26 protein-coding genes and 1 rRNA gene are annotated in these 23,027 nt (G+C 42.7%); 6 read left to right on the top strand and 21 right to left on the bottom strand.

The genetic code is table 11. From position 1 onward, the window contains the following. Both KP77_RS07145 and KP77_RS07140 read right to left on the bottom strand, forming a co-directional pair. Positions 1–82 (bottom strand): 16S ribosomal RNA (locus KP77_RS07145); the annotation flags it as partial. 356 nt (positions 83–438) lie between these two features. Then, positions 439–1,299: a nucleotidyltransferase-like protein gene (locus KP77_RS07140; protein ID WP_041122038.1), complete on the bottom strand. Its 861-nt coding sequence runs from the start codon at positions 1,297–1,299 to the stop codon at positions 439–441. Positions 1,300–1,453: 154 nt separating this feature from the next. Between KP77_RS07140 and KP77_RS07135 the strand changes: the two genes are divergently transcribed. Then, the gene (locus KP77_RS07135) at positions 1,454–1,819 is read left to right on the top strand and encodes a YgzB family protein (RefSeq protein WP_041122037.1); all 366 of its coding nucleotides are present in this window, start codon (positions 1,454–1,456) and stop codon (positions 1,817–1,819) included. A 39-nt stretch (positions 1,820–1,858) separates the two neighbouring features. Here the strand turns inward: KP77_RS07135 and perR are convergent, their stop codons facing one another. From perR to KP77_RS07115, 4 genes are all read right to left on the bottom strand, one after another. Beyond that, entirely contained in the window at positions 1,859–2,305 is a 447-nt protein-coding gene (perR, locus tag KP77_RS07130) for a peroxide-responsive transcriptional repressor PerR (RefSeq protein ID WP_041122036.1), read from the bottom strand. A gap of 131 nt (positions 2,306–2,436) precedes the next feature. Next, on the bottom strand, positions 2,437–3,978 hold the full coding sequence (locus KP77_RS07125) for an AbgT family transporter (protein ID WP_041122035.1): 1,542 nt from the start codon (positions 3,976–3,978) through the stop codon (positions 2,437–2,439). Positions 3,979–4,197: 219 nt separating this feature from the next. Next, positions 4,198–4,668 (bottom strand): thioredoxin-dependent thiol peroxidase, encoded by a 471-nt coding sequence (gene bcp, locus KP77_RS07120; protein ID WP_041122034.1) that lies wholly within the window; start codon positions 4,666–4,668, stop codon positions 4,198–4,200. Positions 4,669–4,717: 49 nt separating this feature from the next. Continuing rightward, positions 4,718–5,122, bottom strand: coding sequence for an ion channel (locus tag KP77_RS07115; protein ID WP_052474021.1), 405 nt, complete (start codon positions 5,120–5,122; stop codon positions 4,718–4,720). 76 nt (positions 5,123–5,198) lie between these two features. Here KP77_RS07115 and KP77_RS07110 point away from each other — a divergent pair, with 76 nt between their 5' ends. Together KP77_RS07110 and KP77_RS07105 are read left to right on the top strand one after the other, a co-directional pair. Next, positions 5,199–6,485 carry a glutamate-1-semialdehyde 2,1-aminomutase gene (locus KP77_RS07110; RefSeq protein ID WP_041122033.1) on the top strand — a complete coding sequence of 429 codons (1,287 nt, stop codon included), beginning with the start codon at positions 5,199–5,201 and terminating at the stop codon, positions 6,483–6,485. Positions 6,486–6,622: 137 nt separating this feature from the next. After that, entirely contained in the window at positions 6,623–7,738 is a 1,116-nt protein-coding gene (locus KP77_RS07105) for an FUSC family protein (RefSeq protein WP_327063108.1), read from the top strand. 39 nt (positions 7,739–7,777) lie between these two features. On the opposite strand, the gene KP77_RS07100 is transcribed toward KP77_RS07105, so the two are convergent. The 6 genes from KP77_RS07100 to mutY form a co-directional block, all read right to left on the bottom strand. After that, positions 7,778–9,523 (bottom strand): ABC transporter ATP-binding protein, encoded by a 1,746-nt coding sequence (locus KP77_RS07100; protein WP_041122031.1) that lies wholly within the window; start codon positions 9,521–9,523, stop codon positions 7,778–7,780. 256 nt (positions 9,524–9,779) lie between these two features. After that, a complete protein-coding gene (ntdP, locus tag KP77_RS07095) occupies positions 9,780–10,325 on the bottom strand; it encodes a nucleoside tri-diphosphate phosphatase (RefSeq protein ID WP_039808126.1) in 546 nt (181 codons plus the stop codon). Between the two features lie 133 nt (positions 10,326–10,458). After that, a complete protein-coding gene (locus tag KP77_RS07090) occupies positions 10,459–10,695 on the bottom strand; it encodes a YgaB family protein (RefSeq protein ID WP_041122030.1) in 237 nt (78 codons plus the stop codon). Between the two features lie 126 nt (positions 10,696–10,821). Further along, positions 10,822–11,004: a gamma-type small acid-soluble spore protein gene (locus tag KP77_RS07085; protein WP_041122029.1), complete on the bottom strand. Its 183-nt coding sequence runs from the start codon at positions 11,002–11,004 to the stop codon at positions 10,822–10,824. 58 nt (positions 11,005–11,062) lie between these two features. Then, positions 11,063–11,809 carry an enoyl-[acyl-carrier-protein] reductase FabL gene (gene fabL / locus KP77_RS07080; protein ID WP_041122028.1) on the bottom strand — a complete coding sequence of 249 codons (747 nt, stop codon included), beginning with the start codon at positions 11,807–11,809 and terminating at the stop codon, positions 11,063–11,065. After that, positions 11,806–12,921 carry an A/G-specific adenine glycosylase gene (gene mutY, locus KP77_RS07075; RefSeq protein WP_052474020.1) on the bottom strand — a complete coding sequence of 372 codons (1,116 nt, stop codon included), beginning with the start codon at positions 12,919–12,921 and terminating at the stop codon, positions 11,806–11,808. The genes fabL and mutY overlap by 4 nt, the downstream gene beginning before the upstream one ends. Before the next feature lie 144 nt (positions 12,922–13,065). On the opposite strand from mutY, the gene KP77_RS07070 reads away from it, so the two are divergent. Then, on the top strand, positions 13,066–14,049 hold the full coding sequence (locus KP77_RS07070; RefSeq protein ID WP_041122027.1) for a metal-dependent hydrolase: 984 nt from the start codon (positions 13,066–13,068) through the stop codon (positions 14,047–14,049). Between the two features lie 30 nt (positions 14,050–14,079). On the opposite strand, the gene KP77_RS07065 is transcribed toward KP77_RS07070, so the two are convergent. The 5 genes from KP77_RS07065 to KP77_RS07045 form a co-directional block, all read right to left on the bottom strand. Next, positions 14,080–14,343, bottom strand: coding sequence for a YfhJ family protein (locus tag KP77_RS07065; RefSeq protein ID WP_041122026.1), 264 nt, complete (start codon positions 14,341–14,343; stop codon positions 14,080–14,082). Then, complete coding sequence (locus KP77_RS07060) at positions 14,340–14,675, bottom strand: YfhH family protein (protein ID WP_041122025.1); 336 nt, start codon at positions 14,673–14,675, stop codon at positions 14,340–14,342. Before KP77_RS07060 ends, KP77_RS07065 begins: the two co-directional genes overlap by 4 nt. 85 nt (positions 14,676–14,760) lie before the next feature. Further along, positions 14,761–15,081 (bottom strand): hypothetical protein, encoded by a 321-nt coding sequence (locus tag KP77_RS07055; protein ID WP_041122024.1) that lies wholly within the window; start codon positions 15,079–15,081, stop codon positions 14,761–14,763. A 16-nt stretch (positions 15,082–15,097) separates the two neighbouring features. Next, positions 15,098–15,655, bottom strand: coding sequence for a DUF2812 domain-containing protein (locus KP77_RS07050; protein WP_041122023.1), 558 nt, complete (start codon positions 15,653–15,655; stop codon positions 15,098–15,100). A 13-nt stretch (positions 15,656–15,668) separates the two neighbouring features. Next, entirely contained in the window at positions 15,669–15,977 is a 309-nt protein-coding gene (locus KP77_RS07045) for a PadR family transcriptional regulator (protein WP_041122022.1), read from the bottom strand. 396 nt (positions 15,978–16,373) lie between these two features. Between KP77_RS07045 and KP77_RS07040 the strand changes: the two genes are divergently transcribed. Continuing rightward, the gene (locus tag KP77_RS07040; protein WP_041122021.1) at positions 16,374–17,033 is read left to right on the top strand and encodes an SDR family NAD(P)-dependent oxidoreductase; all 660 of its coding nucleotides are present in this window, start codon (positions 16,374–16,376) and stop codon (positions 17,031–17,033) included. 37 nt (positions 17,034–17,070) lie between these two features. Here the strand turns inward: KP77_RS07040 and recX are convergent, their stop codons facing one another. Then, complete coding sequence (gene recX, locus KP77_RS07035; RefSeq protein WP_041122020.1) at positions 17,071–17,874, bottom strand: recombination regulator RecX; 804 nt, start codon at positions 17,872–17,874, stop codon at positions 17,071–17,073. A gap of 163 nt (positions 17,875–18,037) precedes the next feature. Here recX and KP77_RS07030 point away from each other — a divergent pair, with 163 nt between their 5' ends. Continuing rightward, entirely contained in the window at positions 18,038–18,943 is a 906-nt protein-coding gene (locus KP77_RS07030) for a TIGR01777 family oxidoreductase (protein WP_041122019.1), read from the top strand. A gap of 359 nt (positions 18,944–19,302) precedes the next feature. Here the strand turns inward: KP77_RS07030 and KP77_RS07020 are convergent, their stop codons facing one another. Genes KP77_RS07020 through KP77_RS07010 form a run of 3 tightly spaced genes read right to left on the bottom strand, consistent with a single transcriptional unit; the run spans position 19,303 to position 22,968 of the window. Then, positions 19,303–20,694, bottom strand: coding sequence for an aldehyde dehydrogenase (locus KP77_RS07020; RefSeq protein WP_052474019.1), 1,392 nt, complete (start codon positions 20,692–20,694; stop codon positions 19,303–19,305). Positions 20,695–20,726: 32 nt separating this feature from the next. Continuing rightward, entirely contained in the window at positions 20,727–22,100 is a 1,374-nt protein-coding gene (gene rlmD, locus KP77_RS07015) for a 23S rRNA (uracil(1939)-C(5))-methyltransferase RlmD (RefSeq protein ID WP_235420689.1), read from the bottom strand. A 1-nt stretch (position 22,101) separates the two neighbouring features. Continuing rightward, the gene (locus KP77_RS07010) at positions 22,102–22,968 is read right to left on the bottom strand and encodes a DNA-3-methyladenine glycosylase family protein (protein WP_041122054.1); all 867 of its coding nucleotides are present in this window, start codon (positions 22,966–22,968) and stop codon (positions 22,102–22,104) included. Between the last annotated feature and the right edge of the window lie 59 nt (positions 22,969–23,027).

Raw genomic sequence — 23,027 nt, 5'->3', positions numbered from 1 at the left:
GCTCCTCATCTGTTCGCTCGACTTGCATGTATTAGGCACGCCGCCAGCGTTCGTCCTGAGCCAGGATCAAACTCTCCGTAAAGTGTTTGAAAAGCTCATTGTCTTTTTTGTTCGAAAAAGACTTAAAATCTTAAACGTTGACGTTTGGTTGTTTAGTTTTCAAGGTTCAATTCTTTTTTTCCGCTCCCTTCTTTATATGGAAGGAAGTCGGTGTTGCTCTCTCAAGCGACTTTCTTATATTAGCATAATTTATTCCGCTGCGTCAATAAGTTTTTTAAATTTTATTTTGTCGCGTTGTTGCCGCCTCATCAGCGACATTTAATATCTTAACAAGGGAAAACAGAAAGATCAATACCTTTTTAAAAAGTTTTTCAAAAAACATATTTTCAGAGTATTCATAGTAAAAGAGCAGGTCTCCCGCCTGCTCTTAATCAGCACCTATACGTAATAGTGTCTGTGATAAATCCCTTTACCTTTTGTCTCTACAGGCTGGGTACGCACTACACCTTTTTCAAGCAGAAACTCAATCATCACTGCAAGGTCAACCGAGTAATAGCTCAACTCATCATGCAGGTGAAGCTCCTGAAAACTCCAGCTCTCCTTCTCTTCCATGATGCTGACCAGGTGGCCGGATCCGACTTCTATTCTTGAATGGATTAAGAATTCGCTTGCCAGGAATAATAGTTCGAGCCTTTTCTCAATTGTTTCTTCACTATTCACCAGCTCTTCATATAACTTATAGATTTCCGGTTCAATTTGTCTGACCTGATTCCACACTGTGACTTCAGGGTGGAATCCATTTTCAATTACAGCAAGTCTAGCGAGATGATGAAGGGAATGGACGACATGATTATATGCATCAAGAAAATGTTTTGATTCAAAGAATGATTTGCCATCCATATATCTTCTGATGAGCTTTGCATATTCAATACCCATTTTGATTTTACGACCGTAGAAAGGAAAATCTTTCAGTTCCTGACGAAGCTGATCGATAAATTCATTCCGGTCAAATACGGCTCTTCCATTTAACAGCCAGTCGACAACTTTGCGGTTCGACCCGAGAAGCAGCCACTCTCTCAGGCGTTCTTCTGTGACGATATGCATAGCAGCTTTTTTATCTTCATATGTGTAGTGCTTAATAAAAACAGGATTTTCAGATTCTTTTACAATGATCAACAGAATTGTATCAAACGTATCTGTAATCGGACTTTTTTTATCTCTCTTTTCCATAATAACGATCCCGAGCGTGTTGGTCTGACTGGCACGCTCCTGATAGATCGGACGCAGAATATCTTCCATGTGTCATGGCTCCTTCACTGTTTAAGTTGCTCAACTACATTTATTCGACATAAGGTCTTGATTTCCTTCATGTGTTTTCTTAATTATTCCGTCACGATTTCAATATTTTGTTTGCAGCTTTCTATGATATAGTAAAAGTGCAGGAGGGACAATTATGGCAAAAACTTATTCTAATAAAATTAACAAAATCCGTTCTTTCGCATTGGCGCTTGTTTTTATCGGTGTCATTGTCATGTATGGCGGAATTTTTTTCAGAGACAATCCGATCATTATGCTGATCTTTATCTCACTCGGCATGCTGTCTATTCTTTTTAGCATGGTGGTTTATTTCTGGATTGGGATGTTATCAACCAGGGCTGTCGTGGTTACATGTCCGAATTGCGAGAAGCCGACAAAAGTACTCGGCCGCGTGGATATGTGTATGCACTGCCGCGAACCACTTACGCTTGATCCTGATCTTGACGGTAAAGAATTTGATGAAAACTATAATAAGAAGAAAAAACAGTCTGCAGAACAATAAAAAAGCAGCTCCAGTGGAGCTGCTTTTTTATTGTTCAAATTAATGAGCGCCTGCTTTGGCTTCACATTCTTTACATGTTCCGTATACTTCCATACGGTGATTGTTTACCTTAAAACCTGTTACGTGAGAAGCCAGGTGTTCAACTTCATCAAGTCCTGGATAATGGAAATCCACAATTTTTCCGCAGTCTTCACAAATCGCATGATAATGATCTGTTGTTACAAAATCAAAGCGGCTTGAAGCGTCTCCGTACGTAAGTTCCTTTACAAGCCCTACTTCACGGAATACACGCAAATTGTTGTAAACGGTTGCCACACTCATATTCGGAAATTTCCCTTCGAGTGCTTTATAAATTTCATCAGCAGTCGGGTGTGACATCGCGTCTACCAGATACTCCAAAATCGCATGACGCTGGGGAGTAATACGTACTCCTGTACCTTTCAGCGAATCTAATGCATCTCTTAATTGCACTTCTGACACCGCCATGCACCTTCTTTCTATATAAAGTCTTACTTTATAATGTTTATAAATAGTGTACCTGCCTCTTATTATATTTGTCAAATATATATAGGTAGAAATAAGAAAAGGACCCCTTATAAAGGAGTCCTTTCTTCTCATTATTTATCATAGAAAATATTCGCGCCAGGTCCAAGATCTATACCTGTGTACATAAATACAAGAAGCATAATCACCCAGACAATCGAGAATACAATTGTGTAAGGAATCATCGTAGAGATCAGTGTACCGATCCCAACCTTTTTGTCATACTTCTGAGCAAATGCAATCACAATTGCAAAGTAAGGCATCAGCGGCGAAATGATGTTCGTCGTTGAATCTGCAATACGATACAGTACCTGTGTAAATTCTGGCGCATATCCAAGCTTCATCATAATCGGCACAAATACCGGGGCCATGAATGCCCATTTAGCTGAAGATGAACCGATAAACAGGTTGATTACACCTACTACAAACATAAAGGCCAGTACAAGCAGCATACCATCAAGGCCTGCTTCACTCAGCCACCCTGCAGCATTATAAGCAAATATTTGTCCGAGGTTACTCGTATTAAAGTAAGCTACGAACTGACCTGCAGCAAAGGCAAGAACGATATACATACCCATTGTTGCCATCGTGTCGCCCATCTGATTCGCAATATCTGTATCATTTTTAATATTCTTCGTTACAATTCCATAGACAACACCAGGAATCAGGAAGAAGATGAACAGAATCGGCACAAGCGTCTGGAAGAAAGGTGCTGACAGGATTTCATCATTTGGCAGACCTGCACGAAGCGGTCCCCATGACGGCACAACAAGCAGTGCGATTAAAGCTGAAGTAACAATGATGGCAATCAGTGAAGCCCAAAGACCTTTTTTCTCTTCAGGACGGACTGTTGTCATATCTTCGCCTTCTTCACCTGCATACGTTCCTTTGTATGTTCCAAGGCGTGGTTCTACAATCTTTTCCGTGACAAATGTACCTGCGATCGTCAGCAGTACCACTGATGCGATCATGAAGTAATAGTTCATCAGGATATTCATGCCTTCAGCATAAGCCGGATCAAAAGTTGAGGCGGCGGCAATTGTCAGATCACCTAATAACGGATCGAGTGACGTAACAAGAAGGTTTGCTGAGAAACCTGCCGATACACCGGCAAAAGCTGCAGCAAGACCAGCAAGCGGATGACGTCCAAGACCGGCAAATAATACTGCCCCAAGCGGTGTAAGTACGACATAACCCGCATCAGCGGCCATCGAAGACATGATACCACCGAATACAAGTGCAGCTGTTAACAGCTGTTTTGGAACTGATGTAACAAGTGCTTTCAGCGCTGCCGAGATCAGTCCTGATCTCTCAGCAAGCCCGATACCAAGCATTGTTACAAGCACCGTTCCGAGCGGCGCAAACCCTGTAAAGTTCGTGACAGCTGACTCGAACATATACAGAATCCCTGCAGAGCTTAAGAGATTAAATACTGTAATCTCTTCCCCTTCAGCATTTTGAACCGTCCAGCCTAAAGCTGAACCAAGTGCTGACGCTAATACAACAATCGCTGCAAATAGAAAGAACAGCGTAACCGGATGAGGAAGCTTGTTACCAACGCGCTCGATTCCATCAAGCCCCTTGGTAAAAAAACCTCGCTTTTTTGCAGTGTCCATTGAATTCCCCCACTTTTTCACAAAAGTCAATTTTCTAAAAACTCACCTGACGACAGGTAAAGTCATTATAATGATCCTTTTCAGAAATTTAAAGACTTACAGCAAAATCCACAATAAAAACAATATTCTTATCATTAAAAAAACAAGGCTGAAACAATTGTCTCAGCCTTGTTATCTTATAACCTATCCGCATGCCCTGATTCTGGCATAAAGACTTTATTAATTGCGATCTTTTAAGTATTGCAGTGTTTCTTCTACGTGTCCTTTTACTCTTACACCGCGCCACTCTTCAAGGACCGTACCATCTTTATCAATCGCAAAGGTTGACCTGACAATACCCATATATTCTTTACCAAAATTCTTTTTGAGCTGCCATACCCCATAGTCTTCAGCCACTTTGTGATCTTCATCCACAAGCAGTGTGAAAGGCAGATCATGCTTGTCTGCGAACTTTTTATGCTTTTCTTCCGGGTCCGGGCTGATACCTAAAATGACAGCATCAAGTTCCTCAAATGACTGATGGTTGTCCCTGAAATCACAGGCCTGTGTGGTACAACCGGGCGTCATATCTTTTGGGTAAAAGTAAAGAATGACCTGTTTTTCTCCCTGGTAATCCGATAGTGAGACTTCACTGCCATCCTGTGTTTTTAATGTAAAATCCGGTGCCTTCTGTCCTTTAGCTGCAGTCATCAAAAAACCTCCCTGATTCATTGTTGACTAAATCATAACGGACAGGACCTTATTTTTCAAAAGATTGACTGCCTCCATTTGCAATCAGGGTCCAGATAACAGTAACCGGAAGAACCTGTCCAATAAAAGCGGCTGCAATCGCGATCCCTCTGCCTAATCCTTCAGGGAGCAGTTCACCATTACCGACTGAAAATATCATCATGGCACTGAAGTACAGCATCGTCAAAAAAAGCGGCCAGAACGATTCTGACTCAGCGTGATCGACTACATCCATCCCTTCTATTTGACATACGGTATAAATGACTGCAAATCCAATTAACAGCACTGTATATGTTAAGCTTAAATAAAGGAAATTCCTCAGCGAGAACATATAACCTTCCCATGGAAGCTTTAATAATGTTTTGACTGAGAGTGTCATGGTGAAGATTGTTGCTCCAACAAGCAGCCATCCCATATGCATACTCCTTTCGTTTGCAGATCTATATTGATCATATTAAAATACGTAAGAATCAATGACAGGAGGATACCAAATGAAACATACGAATTCTGAAGCGCTTCATGCTGAAGCACTTGAACATATTGTCGGCGGAGTGAACAGTCCATCGAGATCTTACAAAGCAGTAGGCGGTGGATCGCCAGTTGCAATGGAACGCGGAAAAGGCGCATACTTCTGGGATGTTGACGGCAATCAATATATTGATTACCTTGCAGCCTACGGTCCGATCATTACCGGTCATGCACATCCCCATATCACAAAAGCAATCCAGCATGCAGCTGAAACCGGGATCCTTTACGGAACGCCGACAAAACACGAAGTTACCTTTGCAAAAATGCTGAAAGAAGCGATGCCTGCAATGGAGAAGGTGCGATTTGTCAACTCCGGGACTGAAGCAGTAATGACCACAATCCGTGTAGCACGAGCTTATACAGGCAGAGATAAAATTATTAAATTTGCCGGCTGCTATCACGGACATTCCGACCTTGTATTAGTCGCAGCAGGCTCAGGCCCTTCAACGCTTGGCACACCTGACTCTGCAGGGGTTACAAAAAATATCGCAAGCGAAGTCATTACAGTACCGTTTAATGAAATCGAACCATTTAAAGAGGCACTTGAAAAGTGGGGAGATGAAATTGCAGGCGTTCTTGTAGAACCGATCGTCGGGAACTTTGGAATCGTTGAACCGAAAGAAGGCTTCCTGAAGCAGATCAATGAACTGACGCACAAAGCAGGTGCACTTGTAATTTATGATGAAGTGATCACTGCCTTCCGATTCATGTACGGCGGTGCTCAGGACCTGCTTGATATTAAGCCTGATCTGACTGCAATGGGAAAAATTATCGGTGGAGGCCTGCCAATCGGGGCATACGGTGGAAGAGTGGATATTATGGAACAGATCGCACCGCTTGGCCCGGCTTATCAGGCAGGGACAATGGCCGGTAATCCGGCTTCCATACAGGCTGGCATTGCGTGTCTTGAAGTATTGAAGCAGCCCGGCGTATATGAGGAAATGGACCGTCTTGGCAAAGTCCTTGAAGACGGGATCTCAGCAGCTGCCAAAAAGCATGATGTTACAATCACAATTAACCGTCTGAAAGGTGCCCTGACAATCTACTTTACCGATCAGAAAGTCGTGAATTATGAACAGGCTGAAGCAACGGATGGGGAAATCTTTGCGCGTTTCTTCAAACTGATGCTTGAACAGGGTATTAACCTTGCTCCATCAAAATACGAAGCCTGGTTCCTGACGACTGAACATACAGAAGAAGACATTCATCAGACCCTGGAAGCAGTGGATGTTGCATTTTCGAAATTATAAACAAGATTTAATATAACAAGAGGCGTTTTCCAAGTGAAAACGCCTCCTTTTTTTCAATGTCAATTTCTTGTTTAATTCTCTTGCAGTAAGCCCTAATCCAATGTATATTACTACTATTGCCAGGCGCAATAATAAGCGTGAGTTACGTTAAGAAAGGACTTATTTTATACATGAAGCTTGGAGCCCGCGTATTAAAAACGGGGATTGCAATTGTCCTTGCTCTCTTTTTAGCTGAACAGCTGAACCTGCCGACTCCAATATTTGCCGGGATCGCTGCAGCCTTTGTCGTTCAGCCGACAATCTACCGTTCATTTGTCTCCATTCTTGAGCATATTCAGGCAAATGTCATTGGTGCTGTTGTTGCAATTGTATTCGTATTACTATTTGGCAATGATGTAGTGGTAATCGGCTTTGCGGCCGTCATTGCAATCACAATTATTCTGAAGCTCCGTATCGAGTCAACAATCGGTCTTGCACTTGTTACACTGATTGCGATTATGGAAGTACAGAATGAGGAATTCATCACCTTTGCACTGCTGCGTTTTGCAGCGATTATGCTTGGCGTATTGTCATCATTTATTGTTAATCTTATTTTTATTCCGCCTAAGTACGAAAATAGACTTTTTCATCATATCTCCACCACAACTGACGATATGATCAAATGGATCAGACTGAGCACGCGTCATGCGACTGAACATCAGCTGCTGAAAAAGGATATTGAAAAGTTTAAAGAACGGTTAATGAAGATTGATCAGATCTATCTATTATATAAAGAAGAACGCGGCATTTTGAAAAAGAATTCTGTTGCTAAAACGCGTAAGCTTGTTGTTTACCGACAGATGATTTCAACTGAGAGACGAAGCTTTGAAATCCTTAAAAGACTTCACCGCTTTGAAAATGATATCCATCATGTACCTGAGTCACTTCAGATGATTATTCAGGAACAGCTTGATTGTCTGATGAGTTATCATGAACAGCTGCTGATGCGATTTGCAGGAAAAATTAAGCCTTCTATCGATAACGAGCAGATCAATCACACGTGCATGAATCATAAAGAACTAACGGATATATTTATGAAGGAAGTTAATCAGGCGCGGGATGAAGAAGAAAACAGCGGTTATCACCTGCTGCATGTGCTTTCCGCGATGCTTGAGTATGAAGAACACCTGTCTCACCTTGATACGCTGATTGCTTCAATGCAGTGTTATCACCAGGAAGATCAGGAAGTACAGCTGCAGGAACGTGATATTTAAAAAACGCGATTGGAAAGTCAACTTTCCAATCGCGTTTTTTTATTCTCCAAGCTGCTGAACCTGGAACAGATTATAGTAGAGACCCTTCTTCTCCATAAGCTGCTGATGACTGCCGCTTTCTGCGATCTGTCCGTGATTGATTAGAATGATCCGGTCAGCATGTGTAATGGTTGAAAGTCTGTGAGCCACAATAAAAGTAGTCCGGTCTTTAGCAAGCTTCTCAATTGAATCCTGAATCAGCTGTTCACTTTCAAGGTCAAGCGCTGAAGTTGCTTCATCCATAATCAGAATCGGCGGATTTTTCAGGAAGACCCGGGCAATGGCCACACGCTGCTTCTGTCCGCCTGAGAGCTTCACGCCCCGCTCCCCGACTTTCGTGTGGTAGCCTTCCGGAAGTTCCATAATGAAGTGATGGGCATTAGCTGCTTTTGCCGCTTCAATGACTTCCTCTTCCGTTGCTTCAGGATTCCCCATTTTAATATTCATCATCACAGATTCACTAAAGAGAATATTGTCCTGCGACACCATGCCAATCTGATTTCTCAGACTGCGTGCCTGCACATCGCGGATATCCTTCCCGTCAAGCAGGACTCTCCCTTTGGTTACATCATAAAAACGCGGGATCAGACTGACGATGGTAGACTTACCGCCGCCACTCATACCGACAAAAGCGACTGTTTCACCGGCGCGTACGTGCAGATGAACATCTTTTAAGACGTCCTCTTCCTTCTCATCGTAAGTAAAAGAAACGTGGTCAAAAAAGACCTCTCCCCTTACATTACTAACCTCTTTTGCACCCGGCTTATCATCTACATCATACTTTTCATCAACAAGTTCGAAAACGCGGTCCATTGATGCGATCGACTGAACAAGTGTAGTTGAACTGTTCACCAGTCTTCTGAGCGGGTTATATAAACGTTCGACATAAGCGATAAATGCAACCATCACCCCAAGTGTCAGATCACCGTTGATGACGCTGTAACCTGCATACCCGATAACAATTAATGGCGCAATATCAGTAATCGTGTTCACAACTGCAAAAGCTTTTGCATTCCACTTTGTCTGGTCAATGGCTTTATCCAGAAAGTTTCCGTTCCGCTGATCGAACTGTTTCTGTTCATGCGGTTCTACTGCAAAACTTTTAATGACACTCATTCCCTGTACACGTTCATGTAAATAACCCTGCACTTCAGCGAGTGCCTGTGAGCGGTAGCGCGTCAGTGAACGCAGTCTGCCGAAGAAGTACTGGACAGAAAATGCATAGAGCGGGAAAACGATTAATGAGACAAGTGTCAGCTTCACATCGTAGCTGAGCATAATTCCGACTGCAATCAGGATCGTGGCGATATCAAGCCACAGATTCATCAGTCCTGTCATGACAAAATTTTTCGTCTGCTCAACGTCATTAATGACCCGTGAAATGACTTCACCTGCTCTTGTATTGGAATAATACTTAAAGCTTAATTTCTGCAAATGTGAAAACAGCTGATCTCTAATATCAAATAAAATCTTATTGCTTGTCCACTGGGCAAAATATTGTCTGTAATATTCAACCGGCGGCCGTACAATCACAAAGAGCACCATCGCTCCACCTATGAGCCAGTAAAGCTGGTTCAGCTTTTCATCTGCCCCCATATCCCCGTTTACAATATCATCAATAACGTATTGAATCAGAACCGGTATTAACAGGGGAATGGCAAACTTGATTACACCGATCAGCAGCGTAAAGATAATCTGCCATTTATATGGTGCTACGAATTTCATATATCTCTTTATACTGTCCATTTGGATTCCCCTCCACTTTTAATAAACTTTATTCAAAAAACCATATTTTTTAATTGCGCAGCTGATGGTTGAAGCGTAAGGGGGCGACTCCTGCTTAAAAAACGATCGGGAAAGACCCCCGCAGGGCAGTGCTTTTCTGCCCGACCTGAGCGTTCGTCCGCGGAAAGCGTCCCCTGAAGCGGAAATCATCAGCCAGACTTATAAAGATAAAAACATAAAAAAACCTGTTGAAACTGGCCAACAGGAATGGTCGTGTTCATTCTTTTAAACGATATCTTTTCTGAAATTGATATCTGCTGTACCAAACATCGATGAAGTCAGGTGCAAAAGGACCTCTTCTCTGCTTAATCCAGCGTATCAATTTATCAACATTGCGCTGAAGAATTCTGTCGATTACCGGAGGATAACCCATCAGCTTCCTGTGCTCCTCATATTCATCTTCATCAAGCAGTGTATATGACATATCCGGATACACTTTTATATCAAGATCATAATCAATGTACTTTACTGCCTTATCTTCATACACAAAAGGTGAGCTCAAATTACAGTAATAATAGACCCCGTCGTCACGGAGCATGCAGATAATATTAAACCAGTGTTCCGCATGAAAGTAACAGATCGCAGGCTCTCTCGTAAGCCAGGTACGGCCGTCGGATTCAGTCACAATCGTACGGTCATTACCTCCGATGACAATATTTCTTGTTCCTTTCAGAACAGTCGTCTCCTGCCAGACCCGGTGAATGAGCCCATCGTGTTTGTAGCTGTGTATTTGTATACTCTGCCCTTCTACTGGTAGCGTCATCCTCCATCTCCTGCCTTTGATTAAAAAATTTACATTTTCCTGATGAATGTCAGGTCCGCCCATGTATGTATTTCACTATTATAACTCTTTCACAAAAAAAGAGCCACCCAGACGGGCAGCTGCTTCGTTGATTCTATTCAGTTGCTGTATGGATGACTTCATTCATCTGATCATCAAACTTCTCCTGTACCTCTTTTAACCTGCAGTCGAGTTCCTGAAGCTGAATATAAAGCTGCTCTGCAGAATCGTGAATTTCCATGGACAGTAAGAACTCCCGCATTTTCTTTTTCTTCTCAATTTCTGCATAGAGATGAAGTAATTCCTCTGCAGTTTCCATTTGCTGATAGACCTTTTCTTTGAATGTATTCATAAAGTGAAATCCCTCCTGATAAGAACAGATTCCACTTTTAATCGGTTTTCCCTTTGACTCCTTTTGTCGTCCGTCCATAAAAATTACGACAAAAAAACCGCCCGTGGGCGGTTTTTTCGACATTCATTATGAGCGTTTGTTCTGCTGCTGGTTCTGATTGCCTTTATTAGCTTCAGATTGCTTGTTCTGCTGTCTTACTTCAGCAGCATTTGTTTCTGAAGCGAACTCTTCAGCAAATGCTCCTGCATTTTGCTGCTTTACTTTTTCAACATTTGTGCCGGCTTGTGTTTTGTTTGGCTGTTTTTTCATTGAGATCTCACCTCCGTGACACTTAATATGGTCCGGAGTGTGGAATCTTATTCATGACTTATACAAGAAGTGATCTGCCGCCATCGACAATGATTGTCTGTCCGCAGATCATGGATGAATCATCCGAGACAAGGAATAAAATGGTTTTTACAAGATCGTCAATTTCGACCATTCTTCCAGCGGGGGTCTTACTTCTTGCGTCTTCAAGCAGCTCCTCACGATTAGGGAAATGAGTCAGTGCTTCTGTATCAATAGCACCACCTGATACTGCATTCACAACGATTTTCCTTGGTGCAAGCTCGACTGCAAGGTAGCGCGTTAATGCTTCAAGCGCTGCTTTTGATACGCCTACTGTTGTGTAATTATCAAGATAACGGATCGATCCGAGTGATGAAATGCTGACAATTCTGCCGCCTTCTTCAGGCATGAGCTTTACTGCTTCCTGCGCACAGAACAGCAAAGCTTTACTGTTAATATTCATCGTCCAGTTCCAGTGTGATTCTTCAAGTTCCATTGCAGGACGCAGGACGCCTGATGCTGCATTATTAATAAAGACATCCAGTCTCCCGAAATGTTCTTTAATCTGTTCAAACATCGATTTAATTTTTTCATTATCTCCAACGTTTGCACGGACAATAAGTACTTTACGGCCCATTTCTTCAATCTGAGCTGCTGTTTCCTGCGCAGCTTTTTTGCTTCGTGCATAGTTAATCACGATATCGTATCCTTTTTCAGCCAGTGCCATCGCTGCTGCTTTACCGACACCTCTGCTGCTTCCTGTTACTAATGCTACTTTGTTTGTCATTTTTCTGTCCCCTTTTCTGTTGACTCTTTCCAGGCGTTAGCGATTTTCCTGTGAGAAACAGGCATTGCCACCTTTTCAATCTCCGCCTGATCCACCCATTTCATCTGTTCTGTCAGCACAGGTTCATTCGTCACATTGAGACGCCCAACCTGCATCTTCCAGACAAGATGAGTGAATATATGATCCTGAGTCATCCACTTTTCTTCAGTCAGGATTGCCTCTACTTCATGATCTGACTGTAAGTAATCAGTCATTTGCTGCCCCGCATTTAGACCGGGTGTTCTTTCAAAGCTCGGAAACTCCCACATGTTAGCAAGCAGTCCCTGCTCAGGTCTCCTGCTGATCAGCACTTTACCTTTATTATTTTCAGCGATAACAGTCAGCAGTTCAACTGTTTTTGCCGCTTTCTTTTTACTTTTCACAGGCAATTCATGCTGTGTTCCTTCTGCGAATGCAGTGCAGTGTGATTGAACGGGACACAAAAAGCATGAAGGTGAAGTCGGAGTACATACAATTGCCCCTAGTTCCATCAGTGCCTGGTTAAAATAAGATGGATTCTCTTCATAAATAATCGCTCTTACTGCAGCCTCGAACTTCTTCCTTGAAGCAGGCTTTGCAATGTCATCATCAATTGATAAAATGCGCGACATCACTCTCATCACGTTGCCGTCTACTGCCGGTTCAGGCTTGCCATAGGCGATACTCAAAATAGCACCTGCTGTGTAAGGACCTACACCTTTAAGTGAAGAAATTTCCTTCAGGTTATCCGGGACAATTCCCTGATAACTTTCATGCACTTCTCTTACAGCTGATTGAAGATTTCTTGCTCTTGAGTAATACCCGAGTCCTTCCCATACTTTTAAAACATCTTCTTCAGGTGCATAAGCGAGCGCCTCAACGGAAGGAAACTGCTCCATAAAACGGTTATAATAAGGAATAACCGTATCAACACGCGTCTGCTGGAGCATAATTTCAGAGACCCACACCCTGTATGGATCGCGGCTTTCGCGCCACGGGAGTTCTCTCATTTCCTGCTCAAACCATCCAACAAGATCTTCACCAAATTTTTTGGCAATTACCTTTTTTATTCGCTTTTCTAGTTCTTCATTCATAAATCATCATCCTTTGTGTTAAATCACCGTTGTTCAGGGGAATAGTGTATTGACAGCCGTTTTAGTGGGCAGATCATTTCTTGCATTATATACTTAAAATACGACATAATTAAAAACTGAAACGTACGTTAGGAGGGGTTGCACATGGATACTGGTACTCATATCGTAATGGGATTTGCGATTGGCGGACTTGCTGCCATTGACCCAGTTGTTGCAAACGATCCTGCAACTGCCCAGAGCGTATTAATAGCTGCTGTGATTGGCTCACAGGCTCCTGACGCTGACACAGTGCTGAAACTCCGTAATAATGCTGTATATATCAGACACCACCGGGGGATTACACATTCTGTTCCGGCTGTGATGCTGTGGCCGATTGCCATTACTGCAGCAATCTTTCCATTCTTTCCTGAAGCGAACCTGCTTCACTTATGGTTATGGACTTTTCTTGCTGTATTTTTGCATGTCTTTGTTGATATTTTCAACAGCTATGGCACTCAGGCACTCAGGCCTTTTTCATCAAGATGGGTGGCGCTTGGTGTCATCAATACATTTGATCCGATTATCTTTGGTATACATGTAATCGGACTGATCATCTGGGGATTTGGTGCAAATCCCGTCCCGACTTTTCTCATTATGTATACAGTCATTGTCGGGTACTATGTGATCAGGTTTATGCTGCAATCCGCTGTTCGTCATTCAATTAAAAAAACGATACCGAAAGCAGATAATGTTATTATCGCACCTACAATCCGCTTTTACCAATGGCGAATTGCAGCTGAGACAAAAGAGCATTTTTACGTGGGACGGGCATATGGAAGATCGATTACGATATATGACAAGTTCAAAAAGAAGTCTATTCCGGATAATGAAATTTTTCAAAAAGCCAAAACTGACCGCAATGTGTCAGCTTTCTTATCTTTCTCTCCTCTTTATAGGTGGGAGCTGAGTGAAGGCGATGATCAGTACGAGGTACGGTTTATTGACCTGAGATACCGCAGTAATGATCATTACCCATTTGTTGCGGTGGTCCAGATGGATAAGGAACTGGATATTCAGAGTTCTTATACCGGCTGGATCTTCAGTGAAGAAAAGCTGCAGAAGAAGCTCGATATTCTGCCGAATGAATAACGAAGCAGCAGGCATGAGCCTGCTGCTTTTTTAATGGATATCGTCACTTTTTAATATAGCCGCGTACTTCTCGTTCATTGAAGCGACATCACTGATTCTGTCTCCGTAGTTTTCAATCCACTGTTCAACGATTCTCTTTGACATTTCCTCACCCTGATACTCATAGCCCGCTTTTGCATAGGTCGCTTCAAAGTCTTCTCTCAGCAGATCGATCAGCATACCCGCTTTGGTTTCTGAGAGCGACGGGTCCTTCATCCGGAGTTTATCAATTAATTCCTGTCTGATTTCATTCATGATTGACCTCCTTTAGATTGCTCAAGCAGTGAGATCGGCAGGGCTTCCTGCTGCCTTTGTCCCCCGAGTCTGTATCCCCAGGCAAATACACCGTTCAGATAATCAATCTTAAAATATGTCCCGGGATCATTCTTGATCGCATACACTTCACCTTTATGAAAATCTTTCGGGTTTAAAAGGTAAGCTTCTGCCATAATGGACTTCCGTTCTAAAACGGCGAATTCATTTACGATGCCGAGCGCTTCCGCTTTACGCGCTTTTTCTTTCAGCTGGGCGATTTCCTGCTTCAGTTCGAATTCAGTCATTGTACTATATCTTTTTTCAGTAGACATTTTTAACACCTCATGAGCATTATAATGGTTAGGCAAAACAAAATCACGGTTGAAGCAGTATAAAATCGTTATATCTGCTCTGCCTTTATGTGCTTTTATGAATTTTTTTGTTATATACGATTGCAGTTATGACATTCAATATAATCGTTACTCCTGCAAGAATACTCGAAAGAACAACGACAGCTCTAGTCGTATCCATCAGCGACACCCAGGCCTCTATTCTGATTAAATAATCGTTATATAAAATCTGAAAAAGCACTGCTATGACACAGGCACTGATACTTGCGATTGAAAACAATGCCCAGCTTTGAAGACTTTTCTTATCGTGCTTTGCAAGCAATACAACAGGTATGATCCATGCAATCAACCCCAGCACAAGACTTCCAATATTTAACCACCCATACATACATCTGATCCCCTTTCTAATTCAAATTCCCATTGATGATTTTTTTCAGTTTGAAAAACCCTGATACGTATTTCATTGAGTAAAGAGTCAGCGATAACCAGCCAATCCATATGAGCGATAAGATGAAAAGAATGCCTGTTGGAAAGAGGTCCAGATAAAATAAGTTCAATGCCAGAACTGTCGAAATGATAACTGCTATAACTGATAGCGGAATCAACTGAATCAGCTTACGCTTCATGATTTTATTGCACATCATCATTTTCGTTTCACGGTCACTAAATAGTTGATCTTCACTGTATTGTGAAGCCGGTTTTGAAAAATAGTATTTCCCTTCTTTATCAGTAATGAAGGTCCAACCGAAGTCAGTGAATAATTGTATGTACTCGCTTTTTTGCTGCTCTTTAGGATTAAAATCTATCTGATAGACAACAGATTCCTGATCGCATTCTTCAAAGAAGTATTTTTTTCCTCTGATCTCAGTCAGCCTCCATCCTGCACTGCGCTGAGAAGATAAAAATGCCTGTTCCTCCTCAAAATCGGAAAGATAAAATTTTTTTCTGATCTTTTTAACCATGATGACATCCCCCCTATGTCCTTGAATTTTTATATAACCTTTCGATACGCAGAATTTCAATGTCTAATATTTCACGTCCCAGGTCAGTCATATTATAAAACTTCCGGTTACTCTCCGTTTTCGCAAGTACGATTAACCCGTCTTTCTCCATTTTGGATAAACTGGTATAAACCGTTCCCGCACCTAAATTGATTTCTCCTTCAGTAAGATCTTTTACATACTGCATGATACTGTAACCATGCATTTCATTTTGTAAGGCAAACAGGATATAAAAGCTGGTTTCTGTCATCGGCATATAAAATCTGCGTATTCTTTTATCCAATTCAACACCACCTTTTTATAGCGTACTGCGATATAAATAATTATAGCGAAGTGTGATATACTTAACAACATAAATATTCAGTCTTATTTAGGGGGAACACTGTTGTTTTTTTAAAAATAAAAGGCTATGTTAAAGACCAATGTTGTTTAGCACAGCTGGTGGTTGGAGCGGAAGGGGGACGACTCCAGCAGGAGAAGCGTGACAGGTGAGACCCCGCAGACGTAACGCGTCGAGGAGGCTCACCGCACGCCCTGCGGAAAGCGTTCCCCCTGGAGCGGAAATCAACAGCCCTCTTTAACAGTGCCAAATAAAAAAACGTCCCTTAACCTGATAATAAAGGTTAAGAACGTTTTACCTTGTTTGAAATTTTTTTAATGTGAACAAAGGAGAATTCAAATGTCTAAAAAAATCGCTTTAATCACAGGCGCCGGGTCCGGTCTTGGAAAAGAACTCGCGCTGTTATTCGGACAGGATTATCATATCGTACTCGTCGGCAGAACAGCCGATAAGCTTGAAAATGTTGCATCCTCGCTACCTGACAGTACCGTACTGACAGCTGATGTATCTGATACCGCTTCCATACAGGAACTTTATGAGCAGTTGAACGAAAAAGACCTGCTGCCGGATCTGCTTGTCAATAACGCCGGCGTGGGACATTTCGGAAAAGCTGAGAGCTTAAGCTATGATCAGCTGAACGAAATGATGCACATTAATGCAATCGGGCCGATGCTTTTAACAAATAAGCTGCTGCCGGATATGAAAACGAAAAAAAGCGGCATTATCCTGAACATCCTGTCTACAGCGGCACAAAAAGGTAAAGTGAATGAAACCGGCTATGTTGCTTCAAAGTATGCATTCAGAGGTTATTCAGAAAGCTTGGCGAAAGAGGTTGCCGAAGATGGCATACGAGTAGTGAGAGCTTATATGGGCGGAATGAATACACCATTTTGGGATCATAACCATTATGTTTCCGATCCTGAAAGACTTCCTGCACCAAAAGAAATCGCTGAAAGAATTTATAACCAGATAGATCAGGATGAAATTCAGGTATCCTGATCTAACACGGCTGATCCTTATATAAGGTCAGCCGTTTTTAATCTTCTTCCTTTAATTCTTCGATTGACCACTCTATTTCATCCATTGTAAAACCTTTCCGATATAAAGCCTGTTTCATCTTCTGTTCATATTCATAACCTTCAAACTTACGGGCATACTTGTTATGCGCTTTTTTCGCCTGGGATAATACAGCCGTTTTCTGTTCATCTTCATCTCTTTCAACAGACAAGTCAGCAAGTACTGCAGATACAGTCTGTCCACTGTAACCTTTTCTTGCAAGTGTATCCTGTGCTTTCTTTTTAATTTGAAGCGGGGAAAGCTTTGGATTCTTCTTAATGACCTTCTCCATAATGGCAGCTGCACGCTCTTTCCATTCCTCCGCATCTTTTTCACTGAGCAGGGCTTCTATGATTTCATTTGCTACACCCTTCTCATTTAAGCCGGATTTGATCTGGAGCGGCCCTTTATCAGTTGTATTGATTTTTGTATTCATAAAAGCTTTAGCAAAAGCCTCATCATTGACATAACCATAGTGTCTCAACTTATGAAGCGCTTCTTCAATTGCAGCTTCTCCCATTTCATGCTCTTTCAAATGAAGGAATATTTCCTTTTCAGAACGCATTCTGTAACTCAAGTAAACAAGCGCTTTGTTAAAACCTTTTCTGACCTGATCCTCATACTCAATTTCACCAATATCAAAATCATCAAGTTCCTTATTTTTCTGCAGCTGATGCTGGACCAGCACAGCTTCATCCACACTAAATGCATACTTTCCATCAAGAAATATATTATAGCGCTCTTCATTGCGCTTTTGCTTTGTAATCTTAGTAATAACGGGCATGTGAGACACCTCCAACCAAACAATATCATACTTTTTTGAAAATGGCTTTGTACATGTTCGAATATTAAAACACATTATCATTTCTCATCAGCACATGTTAAGCAGGGATTCGGGGTATTGAAGTGGAAAAGAGTATTTAATCATAGTGCCGGAGGGGATACAGATGAATATTTTACTAAGCGGCGGAACAGGATTTGCCGGAAAATCAATCACAAAACTTCTGACTGATAAAGGGCATGAAGTTTTTATACTAACCAGAAGTACAAATAAACAATCCAGACCGCATGTGACGTATGTGAAGTGGCTGACTGATGGTGCAGCACCTGAAAAAGAACTGCCGAAGATTGATGCCGTGATTAACCTTGCAGGAGAATCCATTAATAACGGACGATGGAGTGATGAGCAGAAAAAGAAAATCTATGACAGCCGTATGGAAGCAACAGATGAAATTCTGAGGCTGATCCGTTCATTTGAAGACACACCTTCAGTGCTCGTCAATGCAAGTGCAATCGGGATCTATCCGCCTTCTGAGACAAAAATCTATACAGAAAGCGCGCATGAAAGAGGCAGTGATTTTCTTGCTGAAACAGTGATTGACTGGGAGCATAAAGCAAAGCTTGCTGAAGATGAAGGCGTTCGTGTTGTATGCGCACGCTTTGGGATCATTCTCGGGAAAGATGATGGCGCCCTGCCTAACATTGTCCTTCCATACAAATTAATGGCCGGCGGCACAGTGGGATCAGGCAGACAATGGCTCTCATGGGTCCACCATGAAGATGTGGCAAGAGCAGTGTGGCATGCGATTGAAGACGAAACACTTGAGGGTCCTGTGAATGTGACAGCTCCTAATCCGATGAAAATGAAGGATTTCGGCAAAACAGTCGGATCAGTCCTCAATCGCCCGCACTGGATGCCTGTACCGGGGTTTGCATTGAAGATTGCCCTCGGTGACAAAAGCGCGCTCGTTCTTGAAGGAAACAAAGTGCTTCCTAAAGTACTTGAAGAACACGGCTTTAGCTTTAAATATCCGTTGCTGCATGATGCTTTGAAGGAGATTTATGATAAATAATAGTATATGCCTCAGTCTTAGTAACCGGTTCGCTGCGCTGCAGGCGGTGCTTTCCGGACGGCGGTCGCTGAGCCTCCTCAGCTATCCCGCTAATCGTCCCGAAGTCACCGCCTTCCACTACGCTCACCTAGTTTTTACTTTAAAATTATGTAATAAAAAAGGAAAGAGTGCTTTATACAGACAGCATTCTTTCCTTTTTCATTTGACTCAGCGGACCTGTGGAGTGGAGGACGGAGACTCCCGCCCCAGGAAGGGACAGGTGAGACCCCGCAGAGCGAAGCTCGAGGAGGCTCACCGCCCGGGGGCAGGAAAGCGCAGTCCTCCACGGAACAGGGACGCGTTATTGAAAACTGCCCTACTTATCCAAGCAGCTTCTTAATCGTATCCAGACTCGTTTTATAAGGCGGGAATGCTAACTTCACATCCACCTTCGTACTCTTCTTCATCATACTCTTCCGGTGCGTAAACGTATCAAAGCTGTGTTTACCATGATACGCATTAACGCCCGAATGACCCACACCGCCAAATGGCAGGTACTCATTCGATACATGACTGATCGTATCATTCACACAGCCTCCGCCGAATGAAATCCGGCCAAGCACCTGATTTTCATTATGACTGTTCTCTGTGAACACATAAAGCGCCAGAGGCTTCGGATGTTCATTAATCATGTTAATCGCATCATCAAGCTTTGTATACGTCAGTACAGGAAGAACCGGACCAAAGATCTCATCCTCCATCGCTGCAGCTGACCAGTCAGCACCGTCAAGAATCGTCGGCTCAATATATTTATCATCACGGTCAGTTTTCCCGCCGAACACAATCAGGTCCTTGTCACGGTTGATGATGTCCTGAAGACGGTCGAAGTGCTTTTCGTTAACAATACGGCCAAATTCATCGTTTTGCTGAATATCGTCCCCATAAAATTCATAGATCGTTTCTTTCAACTTTTCAACGAGTTCATCTTTCACTGATTCATGCACCACCAGATAGTCAGGTGCGATACATGTCTGCCCTGAGTTGATCAGCTTACCCCACATGATTCTTCGTGCCGCTTTATCAAGGTCGGCAGTTTCGTCAACAATTGTTGGACTTTTCCCACCGAGTTCGAGTGTGTGTGGCACCAGGTTTTTAGAAGCGGCTTCCATGACAATCTTACCGACAGGCACACTGCCCGTGAAGAACATATAATCGAATGGTGCATTGATCAGAAGAGATGTCTCTTCCTTCTCACCTTCAACGACCTTCAGATATGCCGGATCAAAGTTGTCTTCAATCATTTTACGTACAACTTTTGCTGTTTCAGGTGTGCTTTCAGAAGGCTTAAGCACCGCACAGTTCCCCGCTGCCATCGCGCCAAGAAGCGGCTCAATCAGTAACTGAAACGGATAGTTGAATGGCCCGATAATTAATACGCTGCCATATGGTTCTTTCATAATAAAACTTTTTGAAGGCATCTGGAAAATCGGTGTTTTCACCTTTTCGTCCTGAGACCATTCTTTTACGTTTTTAATCATGGTCTTAATACTTTTTAGTGTAAAACCGATTTCTGTGACATACCCTTCAAATTCATTTTTGCCGAGGTCTTTATTTAAAGCATCAAGAATGTCCTGTTCATACTCTTTAATCACCCGCTGCATCCTCTTCAACTGGCTGATACGGAACTTTACATCTTTCGTGACACCGCTGTGAAAGAATGTCTTTTGTTGATCAATGATCTGTTGAACATCTTCTTTTGTCTGAATATCCACTATTGTTCCTCCTTTTCCAGCAGGAATCAGCTTCACTTCAATACAAGCTTTGTGACACTTTCAACCTGGCTTGTTTGAGGAAACATATCGACTGGCTGAATAGATTCAATTTTATACTGTCCCGACAGTCTCTTCAAATCTTTTGCCAGTGTCGATGGGTTACATGACGTATAGACGAATGTTTTCGGCTTCAGAGAAAGAATTGTATCAAGCAGTTTCTCATCGCACCCGGTTCTCGGCGGATCCACAACCACTACATCCGGCTTAAAACCTTCTCTTTTCCACTTGAACATCCACTCTTCTGCAGTCCCGACCTGATAATCGTACTTTTTCACGCCGTGATTCTGCGCATTCTGACGGGCATCTATAATCGATTCTTTCACGACGTCCATTCCGCGGATTTCTGATGCTCCGTCTGAAAGCCAGAGACCAATTGTTCCGGACCCACAGTAGGCATCCACTACTTTTTCTTTCCCTGTAAGTGCAGCTGCCTTTTTTACTTCGTCATACAGCTTTACCGTCTGAACAGGATTCAGCTGGAAAAATGCGCGTGCAGATAAGTGATACGTGTATTCTTCAAGTTTTTCTTCAATCGTCGCCTTACCGGATAACTTCACTGTTTTCTTTCCGAAAATCATTGAAGTTGAAGTCGGGTTAATGTTTTGCATAATCGATTTTACTTCAGGCATTTTATTTTCAAGCTGTGTGATCAGCTTGTCTTTATTCGGCAGCTCTTCATCAGCTGTGACAAGCACGATCTGTACTTCACCTGTATGAATACCAACACGCGTCACAATTGTACGGACGCAGCCTTTTTTCGTGCGCTCATTGTAAATGGGAATATCGAGCTTCTCAAGCTGTTTTCTGACAACCTGAGTGGCTTTATTCGTTTCTTTACGCTGCACAATACATTCTTTGATATCAACCAGTTCGTGGGAGTTCATACTGTAAAGGCCTGCAATGACCTTTTTACCCTGTTTTGCCATCTGGAACTGGCTTTTGTTTCTGTAGCGCCACGGATCTTCCATTCCAATTGTATCTTTTACTTCGATGCTGTCTGCAAGATCCTTCGCATGTCGTTCGAGCGCCTGGTGGATCAGATCTTTTTTGAACTTCAGCTGTTCACTGTATGTCACGTGCTGCAGCTGACATCCGCCGCAGGCTTCATAGACAGGACAAGGAGGCTGAACACGTTCAGGTGATTCTTTCCGGATTGTTTTAATTTTAGCTGTTGCAAACTTTGGTTTAACATCTGTTACCTCAGCAACAACCTCTTCTCCAGGCAGTGCACCCGGCACAAAAACAACCTGCTTTTTAAAATAACCGACGCCTTCACCATTAATGCCGAGACGCTTGATCGTCAGCGGGAATTCCTGCTTCACTTCTATATCAACCTGTTTCATCATTTCACTTCCCTGTTTCAATGCTCCGCCATAAATAAAGGGAGGCATAGCTCGAACACGGACGCCAGTCCTTAAGCCAAACCTCCATGTCATCCAAAGCAGGCTTATCATCTAATTGAAAATGCTTTTTCAATGCATTTTGAATACCGATATCTGCCGGCAGAAAAATATCCATTCTGCCAAACCCAAATAATAGCACACTCTGAGCGGTCCAGGGGCCAATTCCTCTGATCTTCACTAATTGTTTGATGACTTCTCCGTCATCCTCTTGACTGAGTGCATTCAGATCAAGCTCTCCTGAGGTGATTTTTTCACCTATTCCGATCAAATATTCAGCTTTCCTCTGGCTGAACTGCATTTCCCTCAGCTTTTCAAGCGGGATATCTGCGACTTTTTCAGGATCAGGATAGAACCATACGCCATCCACCTGCTCACCAAACGTTTTAACGAACCGCTCTGTCAATGTCGCTGCAAAAGACATATTCAGCTGCTGATGAATCACACTTTTTAACAGACAGCTGTATGGTGTCGGCTCGAGTACAAGTGGCGTTCCTGCATGCTCTTCAAAGATCGCCTTGAGTGATGAATCCTTAAAATGCGCATGTATCTCGTGCAGTCCCCGCTCAAGCTGCAGCACCCGTTTTACAACCTGAATGGCTGCCTGTTGGTCATGTTTGCCTTCCACTTTGAAAGAAGGTGAATCCACGCTTCCTGTAAATGTAATATGTACTGCCTGTTTGTGCTCAATTTCAACCGGCAGGGAAAGACGCAGATTTGCCTGATCAATTACAACAAGCGGATCGAGTCGCATTCTGTCCAGTACACGTTCAAAATCGTATGGGCCTTTTATATTTATTTCATGCTGCCACATCTGCTTCACGCCTTTTTTCTGATTATAACATGCACCCATTAAAAAAACGGGCAGCTGCC

The sequence above is a fragment of the Jeotgalibacillus alimentarius genome (assembly GCF_000829445.1).
In the GTDB taxonomy this organism is placed as follows: domain Bacteria; phylum Bacillota; class Bacilli; order Bacillales; family Jeotgalibacillaceae; genus Jeotgalibacillus; species Jeotgalibacillus alimentarius.
The sequence above is the reverse complement of the archived record's forward strand: the minus strand, read 5'-3'. Positions and strand labels throughout refer to the sequence as shown.

Coding starts and splice junctions, on each gene's coding strand:
- ntdP (WP_039808126.1), bottom strand. CDS start 10,325: ATGACGCTACCAGTAGAAGGGCAGAGTATACAAATACACAGCTACAAA.
- KP77_RS07070 (WP_041122027.1), top strand. CDS start 13,066: ATGGATACTGGTACTCATATCGTAATGGGATTTGCGATTGGCGGACTT.
- KP77_RS07055 (WP_041122024.1), bottom strand. CDS start 15,081: ATGTATGGGTGGTTAAATATTGGAAGTCTTGTGCTGGGGTTGATTGCA.
- KP77_RS07010 (WP_041122054.1), bottom strand. CDS start 22,968: ATGTGGCAGCATGAAATAAATATAAAAGGCCCATACGATTTTGAACGT.
- KP77_RS07115 (WP_052474021.1), bottom strand. CDS start 5,122: ATGGGATGGCTGCTTGTTGGAGCAACAATCTTCACCATGACACTCTCA.
- recX (WP_041122020.1), bottom strand. CDS start 17,874: ATGCCCGTTATTACTAAGATTACAAAGCAAAAGCGCAATGAAGAGCGC.
- KP77_RS07135 (WP_041122037.1), top strand. CDS start 1,454: ATGGCAAAAACTTATTCTAATAAAATTAACAAAATCCGTTCTTTCGCA.
- KP77_RS07060 (WP_041122025.1), bottom strand. CDS start 14,675: ATGTCTACTGAAAAAAGATATAGTACAATGACTGAATTCGAACTGAAG.
- KP77_RS07090 (WP_041122030.1), bottom strand. CDS start 10,695: ATGAATACATTCAAAGAAAAGGTCTATCAGCAAATGGAAACTGCAGAG.
- KP77_RS07030 (WP_041122019.1), top strand. CDS start 18,038: ATGAATATTTTACTAAGCGGCGGAACAGGATTTGCCGGAAAATCAATC.
- KP77_RS07140 (WP_041122038.1), bottom strand. CDS start 1,299: ATGGAAGATATTCTGCGTCCGATCTATCAGGAGCGTGCCAGTCAGACC.
- KP77_RS07100 (WP_041122031.1), bottom strand. CDS start 9,523: ATGGACAGTATAAAGAGATATATGAAATTCGTAGCACCATATAAATGG.
- KP77_RS07065 (WP_041122026.1), bottom strand. CDS start 14,343: ATGAATGAAATCAGACAGGAATTAATTGATAAACTCCGGATGAAGGAC.
- rlmD (WP_235420689.1), bottom strand. CDS start 22,100: ATGATGAAACAGGTTGATATAGAAGTGAAGCAGGAATTCCCGCTGACG.
- KP77_RS07110 (WP_041122033.1), top strand. CDS start 5,199: ATGAAACATACGAATTCTGAAGCGCTTCATGCTGAAGCACTTGAACAT.
- perR (WP_041122036.1), bottom strand. CDS start 2,305: ATGGCGGTGTCAGAAGTGCAATTAAGAGATGCATTAGATTCGCTGAAA.
- KP77_RS07050 (WP_041122023.1), bottom strand. CDS start 15,655: ATGGTTAAAAAGATCAGAAAAAAATTTTATCTTTCCGATTTTGAGGAG.
- mutY (WP_052474020.1), bottom strand. CDS start 12,921: ATGAATGAAGAACTAGAAAAGCGAATAAAAAAGGTAATTGCCAAAAAA.
- fabL (WP_041122028.1), bottom strand. CDS start 11,809: ATGACAAACAAAGTAGCATTAGTAACAGGAAGCAGCAGAGGTGTCGGT.
- bcp (WP_041122034.1), bottom strand. CDS start 4,668: ATGACTGCAGCTAAAGGACAGAAGGCACCGGATTTTACATTAAAAACA.
- KP77_RS07040 (WP_041122021.1), top strand. CDS start 16,374: ATGTCTAAAAAAATCGCTTTAATCACAGGCGCCGGGTCCGGTCTTGGA.
- KP77_RS07085 (WP_041122029.1), bottom strand. CDS start 11,004: ATGAAAAAACAGCCAAACAAAACACAAGCCGGCACAAATGTTGAAAAA.
- KP77_RS07125 (WP_041122035.1), bottom strand. CDS start 3,978: ATGGACACTGCAAAAAAGCGAGGTTTTTTTACCAAGGGGCTTGATGGA.